Raw genomic sequence first — 18,902 nt, 5'->3', positions numbered from 1 at the left:
TAGGTCTGGTCGTTGCGGCTGATCAGGAGCATGTCGGGTGGGAGGACACGCATCAAGTGGACCGTCTGCGGGCGGTGTTGGGACTGCTCGTCGCGGATGTGATCGCCTTGGTGCCGCGCGAGGGCCAGCGGGCCTGGGGTGAGTGTTATCTGCGGGGGTTGATACTGGACGATCGACGCAAGTCCATCCAGCCGATGGCCGAGCGGTTGCCAGACGGGAACATGCAGGCCCTGCAGCAGTTCGTCAGCCAGTCGCCGTGGGAGTGGAATGTCGGTAGTCGAGACTTGCAGCATCGCCCCTGCTCTCCTGGCGTGATCAGCCACAGAGGAAATGGCTAGGCGGGCTGGACCGGCCGAGGCGAGAATGGCGCGGTGTTGATCGTGAATGCTGTCCTGGAGACCCCGGAAACCGTTGGCTTCTCCTTCTGGCCGGTGGCTGACCTGCCTCCGTACCAGTTCATGACTCTGTCGGGCAGTATGTCCCCGCTCGAAGTCGGCAGCGCGTTGGCCATGCTGACTGCCTGCAACGCGCTGCCAAGTGACGACGGTCGCCCCTTGACGGACGCCAGCACGGCCATTCGCCGCCTGCTGGAGACAGACAGGGTCATCGCACCAGGAGGTCTGCGCTTCCACGACACCCGAACCAACGTCACCGTCCAGCCAGGATGTTGTTGTGGCCTGGAGGACTGGCGCGAGTGGCTCGACGTCGGAGTCGGAGAGACCCCGTGGCTGGGACATGACCCTTCACCAGGGCTTGCACGCGCCAACGAGGTCGTACAGCTGTGGCCGGATGCAGTGGACTTGCAAGCGGCTCCGTCTGGACAGCCCATCGAGATCGCGGTGGGTGACCTGCCGAGGATCCTGCATACCGTGCAGAACGAACTGCGAGGCTTCCTCACCCTGACCAAGCGGTGGGCCACTCACCATGTTCCGGCTCTCGCCGGGGCTCTGGCAGCCAGACTCGACGAAGATCTGGCCATCAGCGCACCACTGCTGAGTACCAGCGGCCAACACGCAACGTGATCGATGGTGAAATCTGTGCCCGCGCGCAGACACATGAAGAACGCCACCAGGCCCAGGCACGCGAGCGATGACACGCAACCGGACCGATGCTCGCCGACAAGCGTGGCCCAGCGTTCAGCTGTCTCGGGGTGTTCGCCCGGGTTTCGGTTCACTCCCTGACCGGTGTGCCCATCTGGCGCGGCGTCCTGCGGGGAGGTACTCCATCCGGATCCGCTCCTCCCCGCAGGAGCCGCTCACGCTCGATCTGGTCGCGCCGATCGGTTTCAGAGAGCGTGTCGTCGGCGGGCGGCGGCGGGGAGACACGTGTCCGCAGCGCCTCTTGGATCTCTGCGCTGCTACGCAGAATGACGGTGCCAGTGGTGGCGCCTGCGGGCCAGACCAGCAGCAAGTAGTCCTCAGTTGGCTCGTCGCGTACCTTGTCGCGGGCGACGCCGCGGCCGCGCGCGTGGACGCGCAGCCGGTACGGCCCGGGACCCTGCGCACTCAACGGGGGCAAGTCGCCGATGAACCCGTCGTGCAGGGAAACCACCCGCAGTTCGGCGCGGGGCGCCTGGACGGTGACTTCGATGATCTCCTCCCACTCCAGGTCTTCCGCGTCCGTGACGGGCGGTGGTGCGGAACTGCTGGTGGCCTGGACACGGACGGGGCCTGTGTGGATGCCCGTGGCGATCAGGGCGCCAGTCGGCATCACGGCGACAAGGCCGTTGGACCAGTCCGCAGTGTGCGCGAGGATCTCTCCTTGGTCCAGCACTCCGAACGAGCCTTCCGGGACATACACAGAACGCATGGCGATGCCTCCTGATGGACGTGTACGCGGGAGTTCGGGGCTGGACCGGCGGTGCGCCGGCCCAGCCCCGAACGTAGCGCGGCCAGTGGTGCGGCAGATGACCTTCCCTCCCCGAACCGCCCCTCAAGCCTGTCTCAGCGCAGCTGCGGGATCACAGGTCACATCCAGGCGGCCACCGCATCATCAATACACCCTGCTCGAGCCGACCTACCGGGTGCTGCGCGCGGCCGCCTCGGCTTCACGCACCTGTCTCCTTTGGCGTCGGGGGCCCGAACCTCTGCCGCAGGTGCCCACCGGGCCTTCTCACGCCCGCCCTCGGCCGGGGGCGGGCGGTGGGGGCGGGTTCCTAGCCTCCGCGTCACCGTCTGCCTGCCCGGGGAGTCGGGTAGTCCTGTCCAAGGACCGTCCGCCGCTGGCCGTGGCCGAATGGATTTGTCAGGATGGCCGCGAACAGGAGTGTGTACAGACCGCATAGCTACGAATAATTTCGCCATCTTTCTGGGCCCACGGCTACCAATCGTCCCTTTGGGCAGCTTCTGCTGCGGTGGCACCAGCTCTGGCTCAAAGGAGGCGGTGGTGGAGGGTGGACCTGTCGTGACTCTGGATGAGCCGATAGCGGTGGTGGGCGCGTCGTGCCGGTTACCGGGTGGGATCAACGGTCTAGATGAGCTGTGGACCGCGCTGGTGGGAGGGCGTGATCTGGTCGGTGTGGCGCCGCCCGACCGGTTCGACTCGAAGCGGTGGCTGTCGGCCAACCCACGCCGGAGCGGCAAGTCTTACACAGTGGCAGGCGCGTTCCTCGAGGACGTGGCGGGATTCGACGCCGACTTCTTCCAGATCTCCCCGCGGGAAGCGGCCCAGATGGATCCGCAGCACCGGCTGCTCCTTGAGCTCGCGGTGGAGGCCCTGGACGACGCGGGCGCCGTCACCAGCGAGCTGGCGGGCACGGACACCGGTGTCTTCGTGGCTGTGGGCGGCCACAGTTACGCCCTGCTGCAGGCGATGCGGCCCAGGCTGATGGACAGCCACAGCGCTCTGGGGATCATGACCTCGTTCGCGGCCAACCGCATCTCCTTCCACTTCGATCTGCGTGGGCCGAGTCTGGTGGTGGAGTCCGCGTGCTCGTCGTCTCTGGTGGCTCTGCATGAGGCGTGTGAGGCGCTGCACCGGGGACGGGTCGGCATGGCCGTGGCGGGTGGTGCCAACCTGTTGTTGGCCCCGACCGACTTCGTTGCCTCCTCCCGTGCCACGATGCTCTCCAGACGAGGCCGTTCACAGACCTTCTCCGCCGCGGCGGACGGCTATGTGCGCGGTGAGGGCGGCGGCCTGGTGGTGCTCAAGCGCCTCGCGGACGCCCAGCGCGACGGTGACCGTGTGCACGCGCTCATCCGGGGCACCGGCACCAACAACGACGGTCACACGCCCGGCATTTCGGTACCGGACGCGGGTGCGCAGCTGTCCCTGTTGGAGCAGGTCTATCGCCGGGCTGGCGTGGATCCGGGCGATGTGGTGTACGTAGAGGCGCACGGTACGGGCACACCTGTGGGTGATCCGATCGAGTGCCGTGCCCTTGGCCAGTGGATGGGCCGCGCGCGGGGGACGGCCGATGCCCTGCCGATCGGTTCGATCAAGACCAACGTGGGGCACCTGGAGGGTGCTTCCGGGATCGCGGGTCTGCTGAAGGCGATGCTCGTGCTCCGCCACGGGGAGATCCCGGCCTCGTTGCACGGCAGTCCCTTGAGCAAGGCGATCGACTTCGCCGGTTTGGGTCTCGAACCCGTCTTGGCCCGACGCCCTCTGAAGGTGAGCGCACGGTCGCTGGTGGGCGTCAACTCCTTCGGCGCGGGCGGATCCAACTCCCACGCGATCCTCGCGCCTGCTCCCCCGGTCTCGTCCCCGCGTGCCGAGCTGGCGGATCACCCGGACGGACGGGAAGGACAGGATGTACAGGACGTCGGGGTCGTGCCCGTCGTCGTGTCGGCCCGGACGCGTGATGCGCTCGCCGAGGCTTCACAGCGGATGGTGCTTCGTCTGGAGGGCCTGGAGGAACCGGACTTCTACCACCTGGCCGCCACATCGGCCCGCCGCCGCGAGCGGCACCCGTACCGTGCGGTGGTCCTGGCGGGCACCGCCCGGCAGGCCGCCCAGCGGCTCAAGGCGCTGGTGGAGCGCTCACCCGACTCCCGGGCCGCGGTCACCGCCCGGGGGGTGTCGCGTGGCAAGGTGGCGTTCGCGTTCAGCGGCAACGGCGCTCAGTGGGCGGGTATGGGAGCCGATCTGCTGGACAGTGACGCGGTGTTCGCCGCCGCCGTGGCACGGGTCGACGCGCTGCTGGCGCCGATCCTCGGCTGGTCGGTGGAGCAGGAGCTGCGCGCGGCGAAGCCGGAGAGTTCCGTCGTGACGGAGGTCGCCCAACCGTTGCTGTTCACCGTGCAAGTGGCGACGGTGTGTGTGCTGGCTGGGCGGGGTTTCAAGCCGGAGGCAGTGGTCGGGCATAGTGTCGGGGAGGTCGCGGCGGCGTGGGCGGCGGGTGCGCTGGATCTGCCCACGGCGTGCCGTGTGATCGCCGAGCGTAGCCGGGCGCAGGGGCCGACCGCGGGCCTGGGCCGGATGGCCGCCATTGGAGTCGGCGGTGAACAGGCTCGTCTGCTGCTGGCCCCTTACGAAGGGCGCCTGGAGGCCACGGCGTTCAACAGCGATCACGATCTCACCGTGGGCGGCCCGTTGGACGCGCTGGAAGAGTTGGGCGCCGAAGCGGCACGGCAAGGCGTCTTCTTCCGGCTGCTCGACCTGGACTACGCGTTCCATACCTCGGCGATGGACGGCATCGGTGACGGTCTCCTTGCGGCACTCGGAGGGGTTGAGGCGCGCGCTGGGGACACGGCATTCGCCTCGACCGTGACGGGGAGTCTGGTCGACACCCGCAAGTTGGGTGCGGGTTACTGGTGGGACAATGTGCGGCAGCCGGTGCGGTTCGCCTCCGCTGTCCGGGAGCTGCTCGCCGAGGGCTGTGACGTGTTCGTGGAGATCGGCCCGCATCACGTCCTCAAGGGCTACCTCACCCGGCTGTGTTCTGAGGCCGCCGCGGAGACGGCTGTCGTTCCCACGCTGCTGCGCGACGCCGACGGGTCCCTCGCGCTGGACACCGCGTTCGCGCATCTGCTGGCGGTGGGCGCCGACGTCGTATGGGAGGAGTGGTTCCCCCGGCCGGCCCGGGTGGTCGATCTGCCGGCCTACCCGTGGCAGCACGAGCGGCACTGGCACGGGGCCCCCGCCTGGTGGGACGAACGCCTTGCGCTCGGCAGCGTCGGCCATCCGCTCCTGGGTGAGCGTGTGCCGGGGCCCGAGCCCGGCTGGGAGTGTGATGTGGAGCCCGAGCGGGTGCCTTGGGCGGGCGACCACAGGATGAGTGAGAGCGTGGTCATGCCCGGCATGGCGTTCGCGGAGATGGCCGTGGCCGCGGGCGTCGAGGTGTTCGGCGCGCCTGTTGAGGTCGTGGGCCTGCGGATCGACACGGCCTTGACTCTCCCCTGGCTGGACGACGCGATGGAGGTGCGGCTGCGTACAAGTCTCAGTCCTGACGACGGTGTGACGCAGATCAGCAGCAGCACCGACGGCCATGGTTCTGGCTGGCGGGCCCACGCACACGCCCAGGTGCGACGTCTCCTGCGGCCCCGGCCCGCCCGCACGCTGGCCCCCGTGCCCGAAGCAGGTGCTGGCGCCGGGGGGCAGACGGTCCAGGCTCACTACGCCCGCTGCGCCGACGCCGGCCTGACCTACGGTCCGCTTCTGCGCGTCCTGCAGGACCTGCGGACGACGGCGGACACCGTCACGGCCCGCTACGCGCTGCCGCCGTCCGACGACACCGCCTTCCACGCTCACCCGGTCGTCCTGGACGCGGCGCTGCAGGCCGCGCTGGCACTGTTGCCTGACGACGGCCGCATCTACCTGCCGGTTGCCGTCGGTGCCGTACGGTGCTGGCAGACCCCGGACGTGGACGGCCTCATCGACGTACGAGCGCGGGCAGTCACCTCCGACGAAGGCATCGTGGACATCACGGTGACCGACGCGCACGGCGCGGTGGCCGTGGAGATGACCGAGGTACGGCTGAAGGCGCTGGACGAGCGCCACCGTCGGTCCACGGAGTACTACACCACCGAACTGCGCGCGGTGCCGCTGGCCGCCGTCCCCGCCCCGGCCGTCACGGCGTCCGAACTCGCGAAGGAAACCCGCGCCGAGCGCGCAGCGCTGCCGCGCGGCTGGCGGGAGAGCCGGGAGAACGGCCTGGCCGCCCGGACCGGCGAGCTCAGCGGCCACTTCTTCGCCCAGGCCGTACGGGAGATGCTGCCCGGTGAGCAGGAGTTCACCCTGAGCCGACTGCTGGCGGCGGGACTGCGGCCGGACCGACAGCTGTGGGTCCGCTCACTGGCCCGGATGGCTTGCGACGCCGGAGTCATGGCCGCTGTGGGCGAGGATCTGGGCATCGTGGCCTCCGCGGGCGCCCCGAACAACTCGGCCGTCGCGGGCGCCACCGACACCGCGACCGTTTCGGGCGGCGATGCCGTAGACGCCCGCTGGCGGATCGTCGCGTCGCCGCGCCCTGCGGCCGTCCTGCAGCGGATGACGGCCGACTTCCCGGGCGAGGCGGCCTTCCTGACGCTGTGCACCCTGTCCGGCAGCCACCTGGCCTCCATGTTCCGGGGTGACATCGACCCGGTCGACCTGATGTTCAACGGCGCCGACCGGGACCTCATCGAGCAGGTGTACAGCACCACCGTGCCCTCCCGGCTGGCCCGGCAGGCGGCCGGGATCTATCTGCGTGAGTTCCTGGCACAGTGGCCCGTCGACCGGCCGCTCAACGTGCTGGAGGTCGGCGGCGGCACGGGAGGCACTACCGCGTCGCTTCTCCCGCTGCTGCCGCCCGAGCGCACCCGGTACGTCTTCACCGATGTGTCAGCCGGCTTCTTCACCCGCGCCCAGGAGCGCTTCACGGCCTACGACTTCGTGGAGTACCGCACGCTGGACATCACCGTGGACCCCGTGGCGCAGGGCTTCGCCGAGGGCGAGTTCGACCTGGTGATCGCCGCCAACGTCCTGCACGTGGCACCGCGCCTCACCCAGGCGCTCCACCACGTGACCTCGCTGCTCGGCGCCCGAGGGGCCCTGCTGGCCGTGGAGGCGAGCGACCCGCGCCTCGACAACCTGTGCTTCGGCGCCTTCGACGGCTTCTGGCAGTTCACCGACGCGCCCCTGCGCACCCAGAGCTGCCTGCTGACCGCCGACCAGTGGATGCCGTTGCTCGCCGAATGCGGCTTCACTGACGCCACGTACGCCACGCAGGACCTCAACGTCGATCACGCCGACGACTCCGTCATCTTCGCTACGCGCGCAGCACCTGATACGACGCCTGCCGCCCCGGAAACCGCCGTGCCGGACGGATGCGACACCCCGCGGTGGCTCGTGGTCGCGGAGCGCCCCGAGGCGGAGCTCACGGGTCGGCTCGTCGACTCGCTGCGGCAGTCCGGCAGCCCCGAGGTGGCGCTTGTTCCCGCGTATGGCATCTCCTGCACGCAGTGGCCATCGCCGCACGGGAAGCGGCCGTCCGGCGTCGTCGTGCTCCTGGACGAGACGGCCGCCGAGACCACGCTCGACGAGACAGCCACGGCAACCACGGCGGCGGTGACTCGACCACCGTCGGGACGCTCCTCGCCCGATGAGGATCTCATCGAGCCCATGCTGCGACGGGCCGCCGTGCTGCGGGATCTGGTTACTGCCCGGCGCCGCGATCCCTCGGCCGACGTCCTGCCGCTCGTCGTCGTCACCCGGCCCAGCGGCGCTCTGCCCGCTCCCGAGCGCCCCCTGGTGCCCGCGGACGCGGCCGTGTGGGGCATGGCGCGCAGTCTGGCGAACGAAGAGCCTTCCCTGCGGATCCGGCTCATCTCCCTGGATCGGAGCGACGACACCGCCCTGGACGCCGCCCGGCTCGCCCAAGTCATCAACGCGGACACGGCAGAGGACGAACTCGCCCTGACCCGCGGCGGCTGCTTCGCCCCCCGCACGACGCCTCGTCTGCCCGCCGCTCCTCCCCCGGCCGGTACGCCCTTCCGTCTCCACACCGACCGCGGTGGCTCGATGCCGTCGCTGTCGTGGATCCAGGACGAGGAGCGCGCCCCCGGCCCCGGGCAGATCGCGATCGCCGTGCAGGCCGCCGGGCTCAACTACCACGACGTCATGACCGTCACAGGCCTGGTCACCGAGGACGCCGACTCGGCTGGCTTCGAGCATGACCGGGTGGGTTTGGAGTGCGCGGGAACCGTCACCGCGGTCGGAGCCGGAGTGACGCGCTTCGTCCCGGGCGACCGTGTGTTCGCCTTCACCACCTCCTCGATCTCCTCCCAGGTGACCACTCCCGCCCACCTCGCGGGGCACATCCCCGCTGGCATGAGCTTCGCCGAAGCCGCGACGCTGCCCATCGCCTTCGCCACCGTCCACTACAGCCTCACCGACCGGGCGGATCTCCAGGCGGGCGAGACGGTCCTGGTCCACGGCGGTGCGGGCGGCGTCGGCCTGGCCGTCCTGCAACACGCCCAGCACGTCGGCGCCCAGGTCATCGCTACGGCGGGAACCCCAGCCAAACGCCGTCTGCTCCGCCACCTCGGGGTGACGCACGTCCTCGACTCGCGCAGCCTCGACTTCGCCGAAGAGGTCCGCCGACTCACTGACGACCAGGGAGTCGACGTGGTCGTCAACTCCCTGACCGGCGAAGCCGCCGCCCGCAGCCTGGACCTCCTGCGCCCCGGCGGCCGCTTCGTGGAGCTCGGCAAACGCGCCTTCCAGGCAGGAAGCCGCCTGCTGCTGAAGGCACTCGCCGCCAACTGCAGCTATCTGGCCGTCGACATCCTCAAGGTCGTCGCGGGCCCCCCAGGCCGCGCGCAGCGCATCACCGAAGCCGTCGCCGGCCTCGTGCGCCGGGGCATCTACCGGCCCCTCCCGCACACGCTGCACCCCGCGGAGCAGCTACAGGAGGCGTTCACTCTCTTCCAGCACTCCCGCCACATCGGCAAGGTCGTCCTGTCCCTCGAGCAGCGCCCGCCGGTCCGCTCCATCCCCGCCCCGCTCCATCTGGACCCCCACGGCACGTACCTGGTCACCGGCGGCCTCAGCGGCTTGGGCGCCGCCACCGCACGCCACCTGGCCACCCTGGGCGCCCGCCACCTCACCCTCGTGAGCCGCCGCGGCGACAGCACCAGCGAATCCGCGGCCCTCCTCACCGACCTGCGGGCCCGGGGTGTCGACGTCAGTGTCCACGCCGCCGACGTCACCGACCCCGCGGCCCTCAGCACGGTCATCGACTCCGCCGCCCGGCCGCTGCGCGGTGTCGTCCACGCCGCGATGGAGCTGAGCGACACCCTCCTTCGGGACGCCACCGACGAAACCTTCCGCGCCGCGCTGCCCGCCAAGGCCACCGGCGCGCATCTCCTCGACGCCCTCACCCGCCACCACGACCTGGACCTCTTCGTCCTCTACAGCTCGGCCAGCTCCCTGCTCGGCTGGCCAGGACAGACCAACTACAACGCGGCCAACCTCTACACCGAAGCCCTGGCCCGCTCACGACGCGCGGACGGCCTGCCCGCCCTCGCGGTCGGCTGGGGCGCCATCACCGAGGTCGGTTACGCCGCCCGCACCTACACCGACGAACACCTCGGCCGACAGATCACCGCTGCGCTGCCTCCCGACACAGCCCTGGAAACCCTCGCGCTCCTCACCCACTCCACCATCGACGTCGCCACCGTCGCCGCCCACATCGACTGGCACCGCATACGCACCTCCACCGTGACCGGTGACATCCCCCGCCACACCCACGTACTGGCAACCATCCCCGAAACCGCCGACGGCTCCCACACCCTGCGCGAACAGATCACCACACTCGACCCCACACAAGCACAAGCCCTGGTACGCGACACCCTCACCGCGCTCCTCGCCCGGCTCCTGCGCACCCCCACCGAACGCGTCGACCAGTCCACGGCCCTCACCCACCTCGGCATCGACTCCCTGCTCGCCACCGAACTCACCACCACCATCCGCCGCAACCTCAACTGCGAACTCGCCGCCCTGACCGTCATCAACGCCCCCAGCACCGACTACCTGGCACGCATCCTCCTCCCCCAGCTCATGGCACCCAACAACACACACAACAACCCAGACTCCTAACACTCCCCTCCGACACCGTTACCTGAGCCGATCCTTCTCAGAACGTGAGCGAGAGGCCCCAGCTTGAGGCTCGGAACGGGGTGGCAGTGCTGCTGCGCGCCGCCCCACCCGCTCAAGGAGTCGTCGTCCAGTTCCGCACTCCCCAGGCCGAATCGCGTCGCGGCGTCGATACGCCACCTTGCGGGAGATCACATCTCGGTCCGATGCTCGACCAACACAGGGCGCACAGCGGCATGTCGTCCGTCGAGAGCCGAAGCCTGGCCGCGCTCGCCGGAAGTGACGCGGGATGACCGGCGTGCCTGCGCGCCACGTGGCTCCGTTCCCTGAACCGAGCATTGCCCAGACACCGCGAGCGGGGAGGAACGCAGTGGCCAGGTCAGTACCGTGGCAGAAGCAGCTGTCCAGCGGCACAGGGGCGGTCCAGGACGAGGTGATCCGCTGGTACCAGGAAACGAAGGAAGGCAAATCGTACGTGCCCGACATGATCTGGGGCACGGTCCAGACCGAGGCGTACGCCACCGTGATCCTGCAACAGGTGGTCGACTTCCTCGACATTCCCGACGATGTAGCGGCTGGTGTCGCCAAGCGCATGGAACGGCAGCGGGTCCTGCACGAAGGCGACCACCACTATCACGTCATCCTGGGTGAGCAGGCCCTCTACACGAACATCGGCGGCCCTGAGGTCATGCGAGGCCAGGTCGACCGCATCCTTCGTGACATCGACCTGCCCTCCCTCACGCTGGGGATCATCCCTGCCACGGCGCGGCTGGCCACGTTCCCCGTACCCGCGTTCAACATCCATGGCGACGGCGACAGGGTTCACGTGGAACTCGTCTCCTGCGGCCTGGACATCACGGAGAAGGGCGAGGTCTCCCTTCACCACAAAGTGTTTGACCTGCTGCACGCGGGAGCCGCCTACGGCGAGGAGGCCAAGGATCTTCTGCGGAAGGCCCTGTCCTTCTGGGCAGGCACGCCGCCGCAGAACTAGCCGACTCTCGGCTGCGGCGCCGGACAAGTCCGGCGGTCGGGTGTGCGCGACGCCGAGATGGGAGCCCGCAGTGGACTGCTGGCAGATGACGGCGGGCGCCAGACGTTCGACCGCGGCTTGAGGCGAGGCGGCCAGAACCTGGGCGGGTTCACTGACCAGGACGTGAGCACTCAGTGCCCGGGACAGGCCATCCGCGAGGCGCTGCAAGCCGGAGGGGTCGGCCAGTTGCAACGGTAACTGCTAAAGGAGCAGGACCAGTTGCTCGGAGTACTCACGGGTTGATGGTCCAGTCCGGCGGGCCGCTGGTTCCGTGCGCCCGGCGAGGGTCCCAGCCCACCTGGCCACGTCACCCAGAGCTACGGTTTCGCAGTCTCCGCGCCGGGACGAGTAATCCTTACCGCGGGTGGACAGGAGTAACAACGGGCAGGTTTTTCCGTGGAGTTGCCGCACAGGCTATTTAACGGTCAATTACTCATGCGAGATGGGCTCTCCTGCGCGAGCTCCCTCACTCCCCCGAGCGTCTGAGCTGCGATGTCGGGCGACATTCAGGCGCCCTCCTCCCACCAGAAATCCCCTCGGCGCACTGGAGCAGAATGTTCCAGTTACGCTGTGTGAATTCACACAGTCCCCGCGGTCCGGGTCCTCCCTCAGAATCTGGTCGCATGACTGGTCCCGCAGAACTCTCCGCCCTGGCCAAGGGCGTGTACCTGTTCACCCCTCACAGCCCCGCCCGGGGCGCATGGGGCCTGGCCAACTGCATGCTGGTCACCGACCCCGAGGGACGTGCCGACGCCGCGCTCGTGGACACTCCGTACGACCGGCGCCTGACCAACGCGCTGATAGCCGCCATCGACCGGGTCCTCACTCCCGGCACCCGCGTCCGCACCGTGATCAACTCTCACCCTGACGGCGACCACAGCTTCGGCAACGCCCTCTTCGAGGATGCCGACATCATCAGCACCGAGGCCAACGCCCACGGCCATGACTGCTGGCTGACGCCCCAGCAGATGCACGCCCTCACCCAACTGCCCGCCACCCACGTCCTGGGACGCTACGTGCGCAGCCGGTTCAGCCGATTCGACTTCACCAGCATCTCAGCCGTAGGCCCGAATCAGACATTCAGCGGGCGCCACAGCATCCGCGTCGGGGCCACGCCGGTGGAACTCATCGAGATCGGCCCTGCTCACAGCGCGACCGACCTCGTCGTCCACCTTCCGGATCAGGGCATCGTCGCGGCGGGCGACATCGTCTTCGCCGACGACCACCCGGTGCATTGGCACGGCCCCCTGTCCGCCGTACTCAGGGCCTGCCAGACGGTCCTTGACCTGGGCCCGGACCTGATCGTGCCGGGCCATGGCCGGGTGCTCGTCCCGGACGAGTTACGCACCTATATGACGTATCTCGGCGAGCTCACACACCTCATCAAGGAACGGCACATCAAGGGCTGGTCCGCCTACCAGGCCGCCACCGACATCCTGGCGCGCGGCTTCTATCCGGACATGGGCGCTCCCGAACGCGTCGTCATCATCACCGGCGCCGAATACGCTCACCTCGATGGCCGCAAGCCCCCGCGCGTGCTCCAACTCGCCGAGCAGGCGGCACGCTGGACCTACGAGCAGCGCCTGCCCGCGGCTGTGACGACGTAGCCCAGCCCGGCACCCACACCGGCCAGCCGCACCTCAGCGACCAGAGCGACCAGCAGGAGCAACCGTGCAGACTCATGTCAGCCCGCCCGGGATCGCCCACGGGAGGTACGACACCACCACCGACGACATCGCCGCCGACCTGCGCCAGCACCACCCGCGCCTCACCGAACACCCGGACTTCCGCACCGCCGCACGCGCGGTGAGCGGGCGCCGCCGCACACGTACGCACCCGCATCCCGATGGCCGAGAGCCCACGCCGTATACGGCGGAAGACCGCCACCGCGACCTGCGCGCGCTGATGGAGCAGGCCTGCCGCCACGCCCTGAGGAACGCTGCGATATCCGCGCAGGAGGTAGGAGGGTTAGTGGTCGTCCAGGACGGGCCCCTCGCCGAGGCAGATCAGCTCCTCGACAGCGACATAGCGCTCGCCCTGGGCCTGCCGCCCACCACCGCACGCGTGCTCCTGACCAGTCTGTCCAGCACCGGTGCGGTGCACGGGCTGATCGTGGCGGAAGACATGGCGCGTCTGGGCAAGCCCACCCTGGTGGTGACATCCGAGATCCACCAGCCGCTGACCGCCGTCACCTCCGACTCCGCTTCCCTCGCCGCTCTCATCTGTCACCTCATGGCCAGCGACGGCGCGGCGGCCGCGATCGTCAGCAGCAAGGCGCTCACCACACCGAGCCTGGTCATCGAGGAAACCTGGCAGTACGCGCATCCCGACACGTACACCCCCGCACAGGCCGAGGAACCCAGGCACCTCGCGCAGGAGCATCCGGGGCTCACGGCGCTGCCTTGGTTGCGGCCGGGCCAGCAGGCGCCCGACTTCGCCCTCGTCCACCCCGGCGGCCCGGCCCCACTGCACTCCCTGTCCGGAACAAGAACCTTGCCGCAGAGGACACTCGAGCCTTCGCTCACCAGCATCGCCGAGGACGGTGACCTAGGCGCCACATCCGTGCTGCGGATGCTGGCTCGTCTCCACCAGCGGCCTCCCGCCGCCGGCTCCCGGGGCCTGCTCCTGGGCCTGGCTCCGGGCTACCTGGCATCGGCCTGCAGGGTCAGATGGACAACTCCAGCCATTCCTCAGCACGAAGGGCCCAAGCTGGCGCACAAGCCGGTTCTTGACCGCTTGAATTCACCGTACTGATCCAGTACTCGGCGTACGACCGTCCCGTGAAGCGTACGCCCAGGACGACGCGGGTGATCACTGTGCAAGGTATGTCGTGGCAAAGGCCGGTTCCGGCTGTGCGGGACCAGGAGGCGGCGCGGTGACCGGTTCGCAGAAACGCGGCCTGCCGACGACCGCTCAGGCAGCAGAAGAGCGTGCTGCCGCACAGGTACGGAAGATACTCGAGGACGCCCGCGGGAGGATCCAGCGCTCCGACTTCTCCGAACTCGCGGCGGAGGCCAGGAAGAAGACGGGAGTACGCAGAGGGCCCAAGCCGTCGCTCACCCTCATACAGACCGACGTGGACTTCCTCCTCGACCGGGCTCCCGGGACATACGTCCGCTTCCTCAGCGGACGCATGAAGAACCCCACCCAGGACTTCCTCGAAGAACTCGCTGAGCTCTTACGCCTGACGGAGGAGGAGTACTCTCAAGTCTTCCATTCCGTATTCGGCTACCGGAACCCCTACCCGCTGCGGAACGCGGCTCTCCCCAAGAAGATGCGCGTCGTCTACCAGCGCGTCGTGGACGGTCAGCGCCTGATGTCCTACCTCACCGACCACAGCTGGAACCTGCTGCTGCACAACCAGGCCTTCTGCGAAGTCTTCGAGAACAACAAACCGCCGCGGAATCCAATGGAATGGATGTGCCTCTCCCCGTGGGCACGCACGGTCATCCTTCTGGACTGGCACCGGGTCTGGGCGCCTGCCGTGCTGAACCAAGTGAAGAACGCGGTGAAAGCCTACCCTCGTAACCCGGTACTCCTCGACATGGCCAGACGGATCAACGAGGATCCCGAGGCGCGCCCCATCTGGAAGAGAATCAACGACCCCTACATGCACCCGGACGGCGACAGCCGTCCCTTCTTCCACCCCAGACATGGCACCGGATGGATCGACATCACAGCGAGCACCCCGCTGGGCATGCACAACGGCCGCCTCGTCACCTTGGATTTCCGCAGAAAATGAGAACGAGAACCCACGCGGAAGCAGAGCGCCCGACACTGAACTGCGCCCCCGTTGCCGCGTGGTGCAATGCGAGGTGGACGGACAGCCGGGCATTGTTGAAGATCGCTTCGAGGGCGGACAGGTGGATGTACCAGGCAGCAGGCTGACCCGATCATCAACCGGGAGGTCTGACCACCGTCCGCATCTCGTCATCGGCGGGTGTCGGCCAGCGGGCCTGGGGGTTCGAGACCGATTTCGGCGGGCTGGCCCACTACGCCATCGTGCAGTCCACCCAACTGCTGCCGAAGCCAGCCCATTTGGCATGGGAGGAGGCGGCCGTCAATCCGCTGTGCGCGGGAACAGCCCACCGCATGCTGGTCGGTGAGCACGACGCGCGGATGAAGCAGGGCGACGTCGTGCTGGTCTGGGGAGCGACCGGTGGCGTCGGCGCCTACGCGGTCCAACTCGTACGCAATGGCGACGGCATAGCAGTCGCGGTGGTCGGCAACACGGAGAAGGCCCGGCAGGCTCGCGCCCTGGGCCGCCACGCGGTCATCAACCGGGAGGAACGCGGGCTCACCGGCAACGCGGCGGACAACGGTGGGGCGGCCGGTGAGACGGCGGATCCCCCGCGCGGCGGGCAAGCGGCTGGGGAAGCTGATGCGCGATGCCGTGGGCGAGGACCCGCACATCGTCGTCGAGCATGGGGGGGGCGGGCCACGTTCGGGACCTCGTTGTTCGTGGTGCGGCGCGGCGGCACCATCGTCACCTATGGCTCCACCACCGGCTACCTGCACGAGGTGGACAGCACATATCTGTGGATGCAGCTCAAGCGGGTCATCGGAAGCCGCAGTGCCAATCTCCAGGAGCAGACGGAGATGAACCGGCTGATCGGCCTGGGGCACGTCCAGTCCGCGTTGTCGGTGACCTACAGGCTTCAAGACACCGGCGAAGCGACCAGACTCGTCCCGAACAACGCACACTGCGGCAAGGTCGGCGTGCTCGCCCTGGCGCCCCGTCCCGGCCTGGGCGTTACCGATGCTGGGCTGCGGGCCCGCATGGGCGCAAGGAACATCGCCCCGCTCACACGGCTCGCCTCGAGGCCGTAGAGGCTGCCACAGCGGGCGCCCCCGCCGTGGCAGCGAAGATGCAGGCCGTGCAAGAGGAGTTACGCCAGGCCCTGTCCGTGTACGGGGTGATCGTCCTGTGCGGGATGCCACTGGACCCGCGCCAACTGGAGCAACTGGCCCAGCACATCGGCGCACCCGTGGCACGCACCAGCACCCTCTTCGCCGACATGTCCGCCGCGTACGCGCAGCTCCCGACGGACTGGAAGGCCGCGCTGGAAGGGGCTACGGGCCTCCACCAACACCCGCTGCGGGAAGAGAGCGCACCGCATCCCGTCGTGCGACTCATTCCGGAAACGCGGCAGCCAGTCCTCTGCCTCAACCAGCTCTGCCTCACTCAGATCCGGCTCGCGCACGCGCCAGGTACCGAGCCGTCCTCGTCCCCCTCCATCGATGAACCTCCACGATGTCCCGGTACACGCATCTGCCAGCACGCTCGCTTTGGTGTCGCCCGTGATGACGGGAACCGGGACGGCACGGGCCGCCCTGCCCACGAGCTCGCCGACGAACCCGACGCCTACGCCCCGCAGCTGAACGTCGACGTCACCCCGACCCGCGGCGACGGCCCGCCGACCGACGGACTCGGCCAAGCCGCGTGAGCCAGCCAAGGGCCGGAAGCCTGAGCTGGCCGGGCGGGTGTCGGGGAGCACGGAGCACTGGCACCGCGTCCGCGGGCTGGTCCCGCGGGCGGGGCTGAGGTCACAGCATGCGGTCGACCAGGCCGTCGACGTACTCCGGGGTGAGCGGGCCCATGCCGAACAAGACGCGGATGTACATCGGGGCCAGGATGTGGTCCAGCACGTCGAACGCGTCAGGGGCCTGCTCGCCGCGTGCACGGGCGCGGTCGAGCATGGACTGCAGTTGCCGCGTGCGTTCGGCGCGGAGCTCGGCACCGGCCTTCAGGCCCTGCCGACCGCTGCTCGACAGGGCGACGGCCAGGTGCAGCACCGCCGGACCGTCGGGTCCAGTGATCTCGCGGGCCACCTGGGCCGCGTACGTGCGCAGGTCACCGGCGAGGCTCCCGGTGTCGGGCATCGGTGACTGCGTGTTGAGGCGGGTGAGCGCCACGTCGGTGAGCAGGGATTCCAGGCTGCCCCACCGGCGGTAGATGCTGCTGTCGGCCACACCCGCGCGGGCCGCGACCTCGCCGACGGTGAAGTTGCCGTAGCCGCGCTCGCCGATCAGGTCGGTGACGGCCTGGTGCACCTCCGCGCCGACGCGGGCACTGCGCCCGCCGGGCCTCCGGGCTCGCTGTCGTTCGTCCATGCCCCCACATTAACGCAGGCGTGACTTGCGTTAGCGAGGCCACCCTCCCTACAGTCTCCTAACGCAGTCGATGACTGCTTTAGAGCGCTCGCGTGTATCGCCACCCCCGTCGACCGTGGCCGGGCGCAACTGACGATGGAGAGGAATCCCCATGGCTGCATCGCATGCGGCCGTAGGCAGTCGGTCACACCGGGCCGTGCTGCTCACGGTGACCTGCCTAGGCCAATTCATGGTCCTGCTCGACAACACGATCGTGGGAGCGGCGCTGCCCGATATGCAGCACCGGCTGCACACTCAGCTGACCGGTCTGCAATGGATCGTCGACGCATACGTACTACTGGTCGCCATGCTGCTGCTGTCCGGCGGCATCTTCGCCGACCGGTTCGGCCGCAAGCGGGTGTACCTGACCGGTGTGGTGGTGTTCACCGCCGCGTCGGTGCTGTGCGCCCTCGCGCCCTCGCTCGGCTGGCTGGTCGTCGGCCGGGTGCTGCAGGGCATCGGGGCCGCGGCGCTGAGCCCGGCCTCGCTGGCCCTGCTCGTCGCCGCCTATCCCGTGCCGCAGGAACGGGTCAAGGCGATCGGGCTGTGGGCCGGATTCAGCGGCATCGGTCTGGCAGCGGGCCCTGTGGCCGGCGGCGTGCTGACCGATGCCTTCGGCTGGCCCGCCATCTTCCTGGTCAATCTGCCCATCGGCGTGGTCCTGCTGCTGGTCGGCCTGCGCCACCTTGGTGAGTCCCGCAACCCGGGCGCCCCCGCGATCGACATCCCGGGGACGGTGCTGTCCGTTCTGGCGGTGGGGGTACTGACCTACGGGCTCATCGAGGGTGGTGCCCGCGGCTGGACGTCGCCGCTGATACTGGGAAGCTTCGCCGCCGCGGCGATCCTCCTCGCCGTCTTCGTCGCCGTCGAGGCGCGTCGCTCCGCACCGATGCTGCCGCTGCGGCTGTTCCGGCAGCGGCTGTTCACCGTGTCCAACACCGCCATGATCGTGGTGGGGTTCGCGCTCATGGGCTCGTCGTTCTTCTTCTCCCAGTTCTTCGTGTACGTCCAGGGCAGCTCGATCCTGCGCGCCGGCCTCCAGACCCTGCCGGTATCCCTCGCCATGGTGATGGTCAGCCCGTACGCGGGCCGGCTCGCCGCCCGGTACGGCTTCCGCATCGTGGTCACCACCGGCCTGTCTCTGGCTGGCCTGGGCCTCCTCGCGCTGGGCATGGTGCACGCCGACACCGGCTACGGGAACGTGTGGTGGCGGCTGGGTGTCGTCGGCACCGGCTTCGCCCTGACCATGTCCCCGCTGACGGGCGCCGCCATCCAAGCAGTCAGCCCACAGGAAGGCGGCCTCGCATCAGGCATCAGCAGCAGCACCCGGCAGATCGGCGCGGTGCTCGGCGTGGCGCTACTCGGAGCCATTGTCCGCGCCCGGCAGTCCGGCGGCGCCTCCTTCGAGAGCGGCCTCAACAGCGCCTTCCTCGCCGCTGGCACCGTCACTTTGGTCACCGCCGTGTTCACCGGCCTGTGGCTGGCGAGGTCCGAGCCCGCGGAAGGGTCCTCGGCGTCGCCGCGGTCCACCGATCCAGCCGCGGTCACCACCTCGAAAGGGACATCCGCGAACAGCCGTTGACGGCGACACCGATCCGGTGCGGCGGGAGAACGGGTCCGACTGCCGACTGCCGCCTGCCGGTGCACGCGTTCCGCGGGACCAACATGGCCGGGCTGAGCGCGTCCGAAGCCACCCGTGCGC

At 69.2% G+C, this 18,902-nt stretch carries 11 protein-coding genes and 1 pseudogene; 10 read left to right on the top strand and 2 right to left on the bottom strand.

Annotated elements, in window-relative coordinates; translation table 11 throughout:
- Positions 1 to 5: 5 nt before the first annotated feature.
- Positions 6 to 263, top strand: a pseudogene (locus AC07A4_RS18500) (transposase); the annotation flags it as partial.
- Between the two features lie 108 nt (positions 264 to 371).
- The gene (locus AC07A4_RS18495; protein ID WP_478599595.1) at positions 372 to 1,022 is read left to right on the top strand and encodes a hypothetical protein; all 651 of its coding nucleotides are present in this window, start codon (positions 372 to 374) and stop codon (positions 1,020 to 1,022) included.
- A 148-nt stretch (positions 1,023 to 1,170) separates the two neighbouring features.
- On the opposite strand, the gene AC07A4_RS18490 is transcribed toward AC07A4_RS18495, so the two are convergent.
- Positions 1,171 to 1,809 carry a hypothetical protein gene (locus AC07A4_RS18490; RefSeq protein WP_478599593.1) on the bottom strand — a complete coding sequence of 213 codons (639 nt, stop codon included), beginning with the start codon at positions 1,807 to 1,809 and terminating at the stop codon, positions 1,171 to 1,173.
- 426 nt (positions 1,810 to 2,235) lie between these two features.
- Between AC07A4_RS18490 and AC07A4_RS18485 the strand changes: the two genes are divergently transcribed.
- The 7 genes from AC07A4_RS18485 to AC07A4_RS18455 all read left to right on the top strand — a co-directional run bounded on the left by AC07A4_RS18485 (position 2,236) and on the right by AC07A4_RS18455 (position 16,494).
- Positions 2,236 to 10,020, top strand: a complete 7,785-nt coding sequence (locus tag AC07A4_RS18485; RefSeq protein WP_478599592.1) for an SDR family NAD(P)-dependent oxidoreductase — start codon at positions 2,236 to 2,238, stop codon at positions 10,018 to 10,020.
- Between the two features lie 367 nt (positions 10,021 to 10,387).
- Positions 10,388 to 11,008, top strand: a complete 621-nt coding sequence (locus tag AC07A4_RS18480) for a DUF5753 domain-containing protein (RefSeq protein WP_478599591.1) — start codon at positions 10,388 to 10,390, stop codon at positions 11,006 to 11,008.
- 662 nt (positions 11,009 to 11,670) lie between these two features.
- Positions 11,671 to 12,654 (top strand): MBL fold metallo-hydrolase, encoded by a 984-nt coding sequence (locus AC07A4_RS18475; protein ID WP_478599589.1) that lies wholly within the window; start codon positions 11,671 to 11,673, stop codon positions 12,652 to 12,654.
- Positions 12,655 to 12,718: 64 nt separating this feature from the next.
- Entirely contained in the window at positions 12,719 to 13,801 is a 1,083-nt protein-coding gene (locus tag AC07A4_RS18470; protein ID WP_478599588.1) for a hypothetical protein, read from the top strand.
- Between the two features lie 121 nt (positions 13,802 to 13,922).
- The gene (locus AC07A4_RS18465; protein WP_478599586.1) at positions 13,923 to 14,789 is read left to right on the top strand and encodes an MmyB family transcriptional regulator; all 867 of its coding nucleotides are present in this window, start codon (positions 13,923 to 13,925) and stop codon (positions 14,787 to 14,789) included.
- Between the two features lie 260 nt (positions 14,790 to 15,049).
- On the top strand, positions 15,050 to 15,877 hold the full coding sequence (locus AC07A4_RS18460) for a zinc-binding dehydrogenase (protein WP_478599584.1): 828 nt from the start codon (positions 15,050 to 15,052) through the stop codon (positions 15,875 to 15,877).
- A 26-nt stretch (positions 15,878 to 15,903) separates the two neighbouring features.
- Positions 15,904 to 16,494 (top strand): TauD/TfdA dioxygenase family protein, encoded by a 591-nt coding sequence (locus AC07A4_RS18455; protein ID WP_478599582.1) that lies wholly within the window; start codon positions 15,904 to 15,906, stop codon positions 16,492 to 16,494.
- Between the two features lie 100 nt (positions 16,495 to 16,594).
- Here the strand turns inward: AC07A4_RS18455 and AC07A4_RS18450 are convergent, their stop codons facing one another.
- Entirely contained in the window at positions 16,595 to 17,161 is a 567-nt protein-coding gene (locus AC07A4_RS18450) for a TetR/AcrR family transcriptional regulator (RefSeq protein WP_478599580.1), read from the bottom strand.
- Between the two features lie 151 nt (positions 17,162 to 17,312).
- Here AC07A4_RS18450 and AC07A4_RS18445 point away from each other — a divergent pair, with 151 nt between their 5' ends.
- Positions 17,313 to 18,782: an MFS transporter gene (locus tag AC07A4_RS18445; protein WP_478599578.1), complete on the top strand. Its 1,470-nt coding sequence runs from the start codon at positions 17,313 to 17,315 to the stop codon at positions 18,780 to 18,782.
- The last annotated feature ends 120 nt before the right edge of the window (positions 18,783 to 18,902 follow it).

This window comes from Streptomyces sp. NPDC043996 (genome assembly GCF_056435225.1).
The sequence above is the reverse complement of the archived record's forward strand: the minus strand, read 5'-3'. Positions and strand labels throughout refer to the sequence as shown.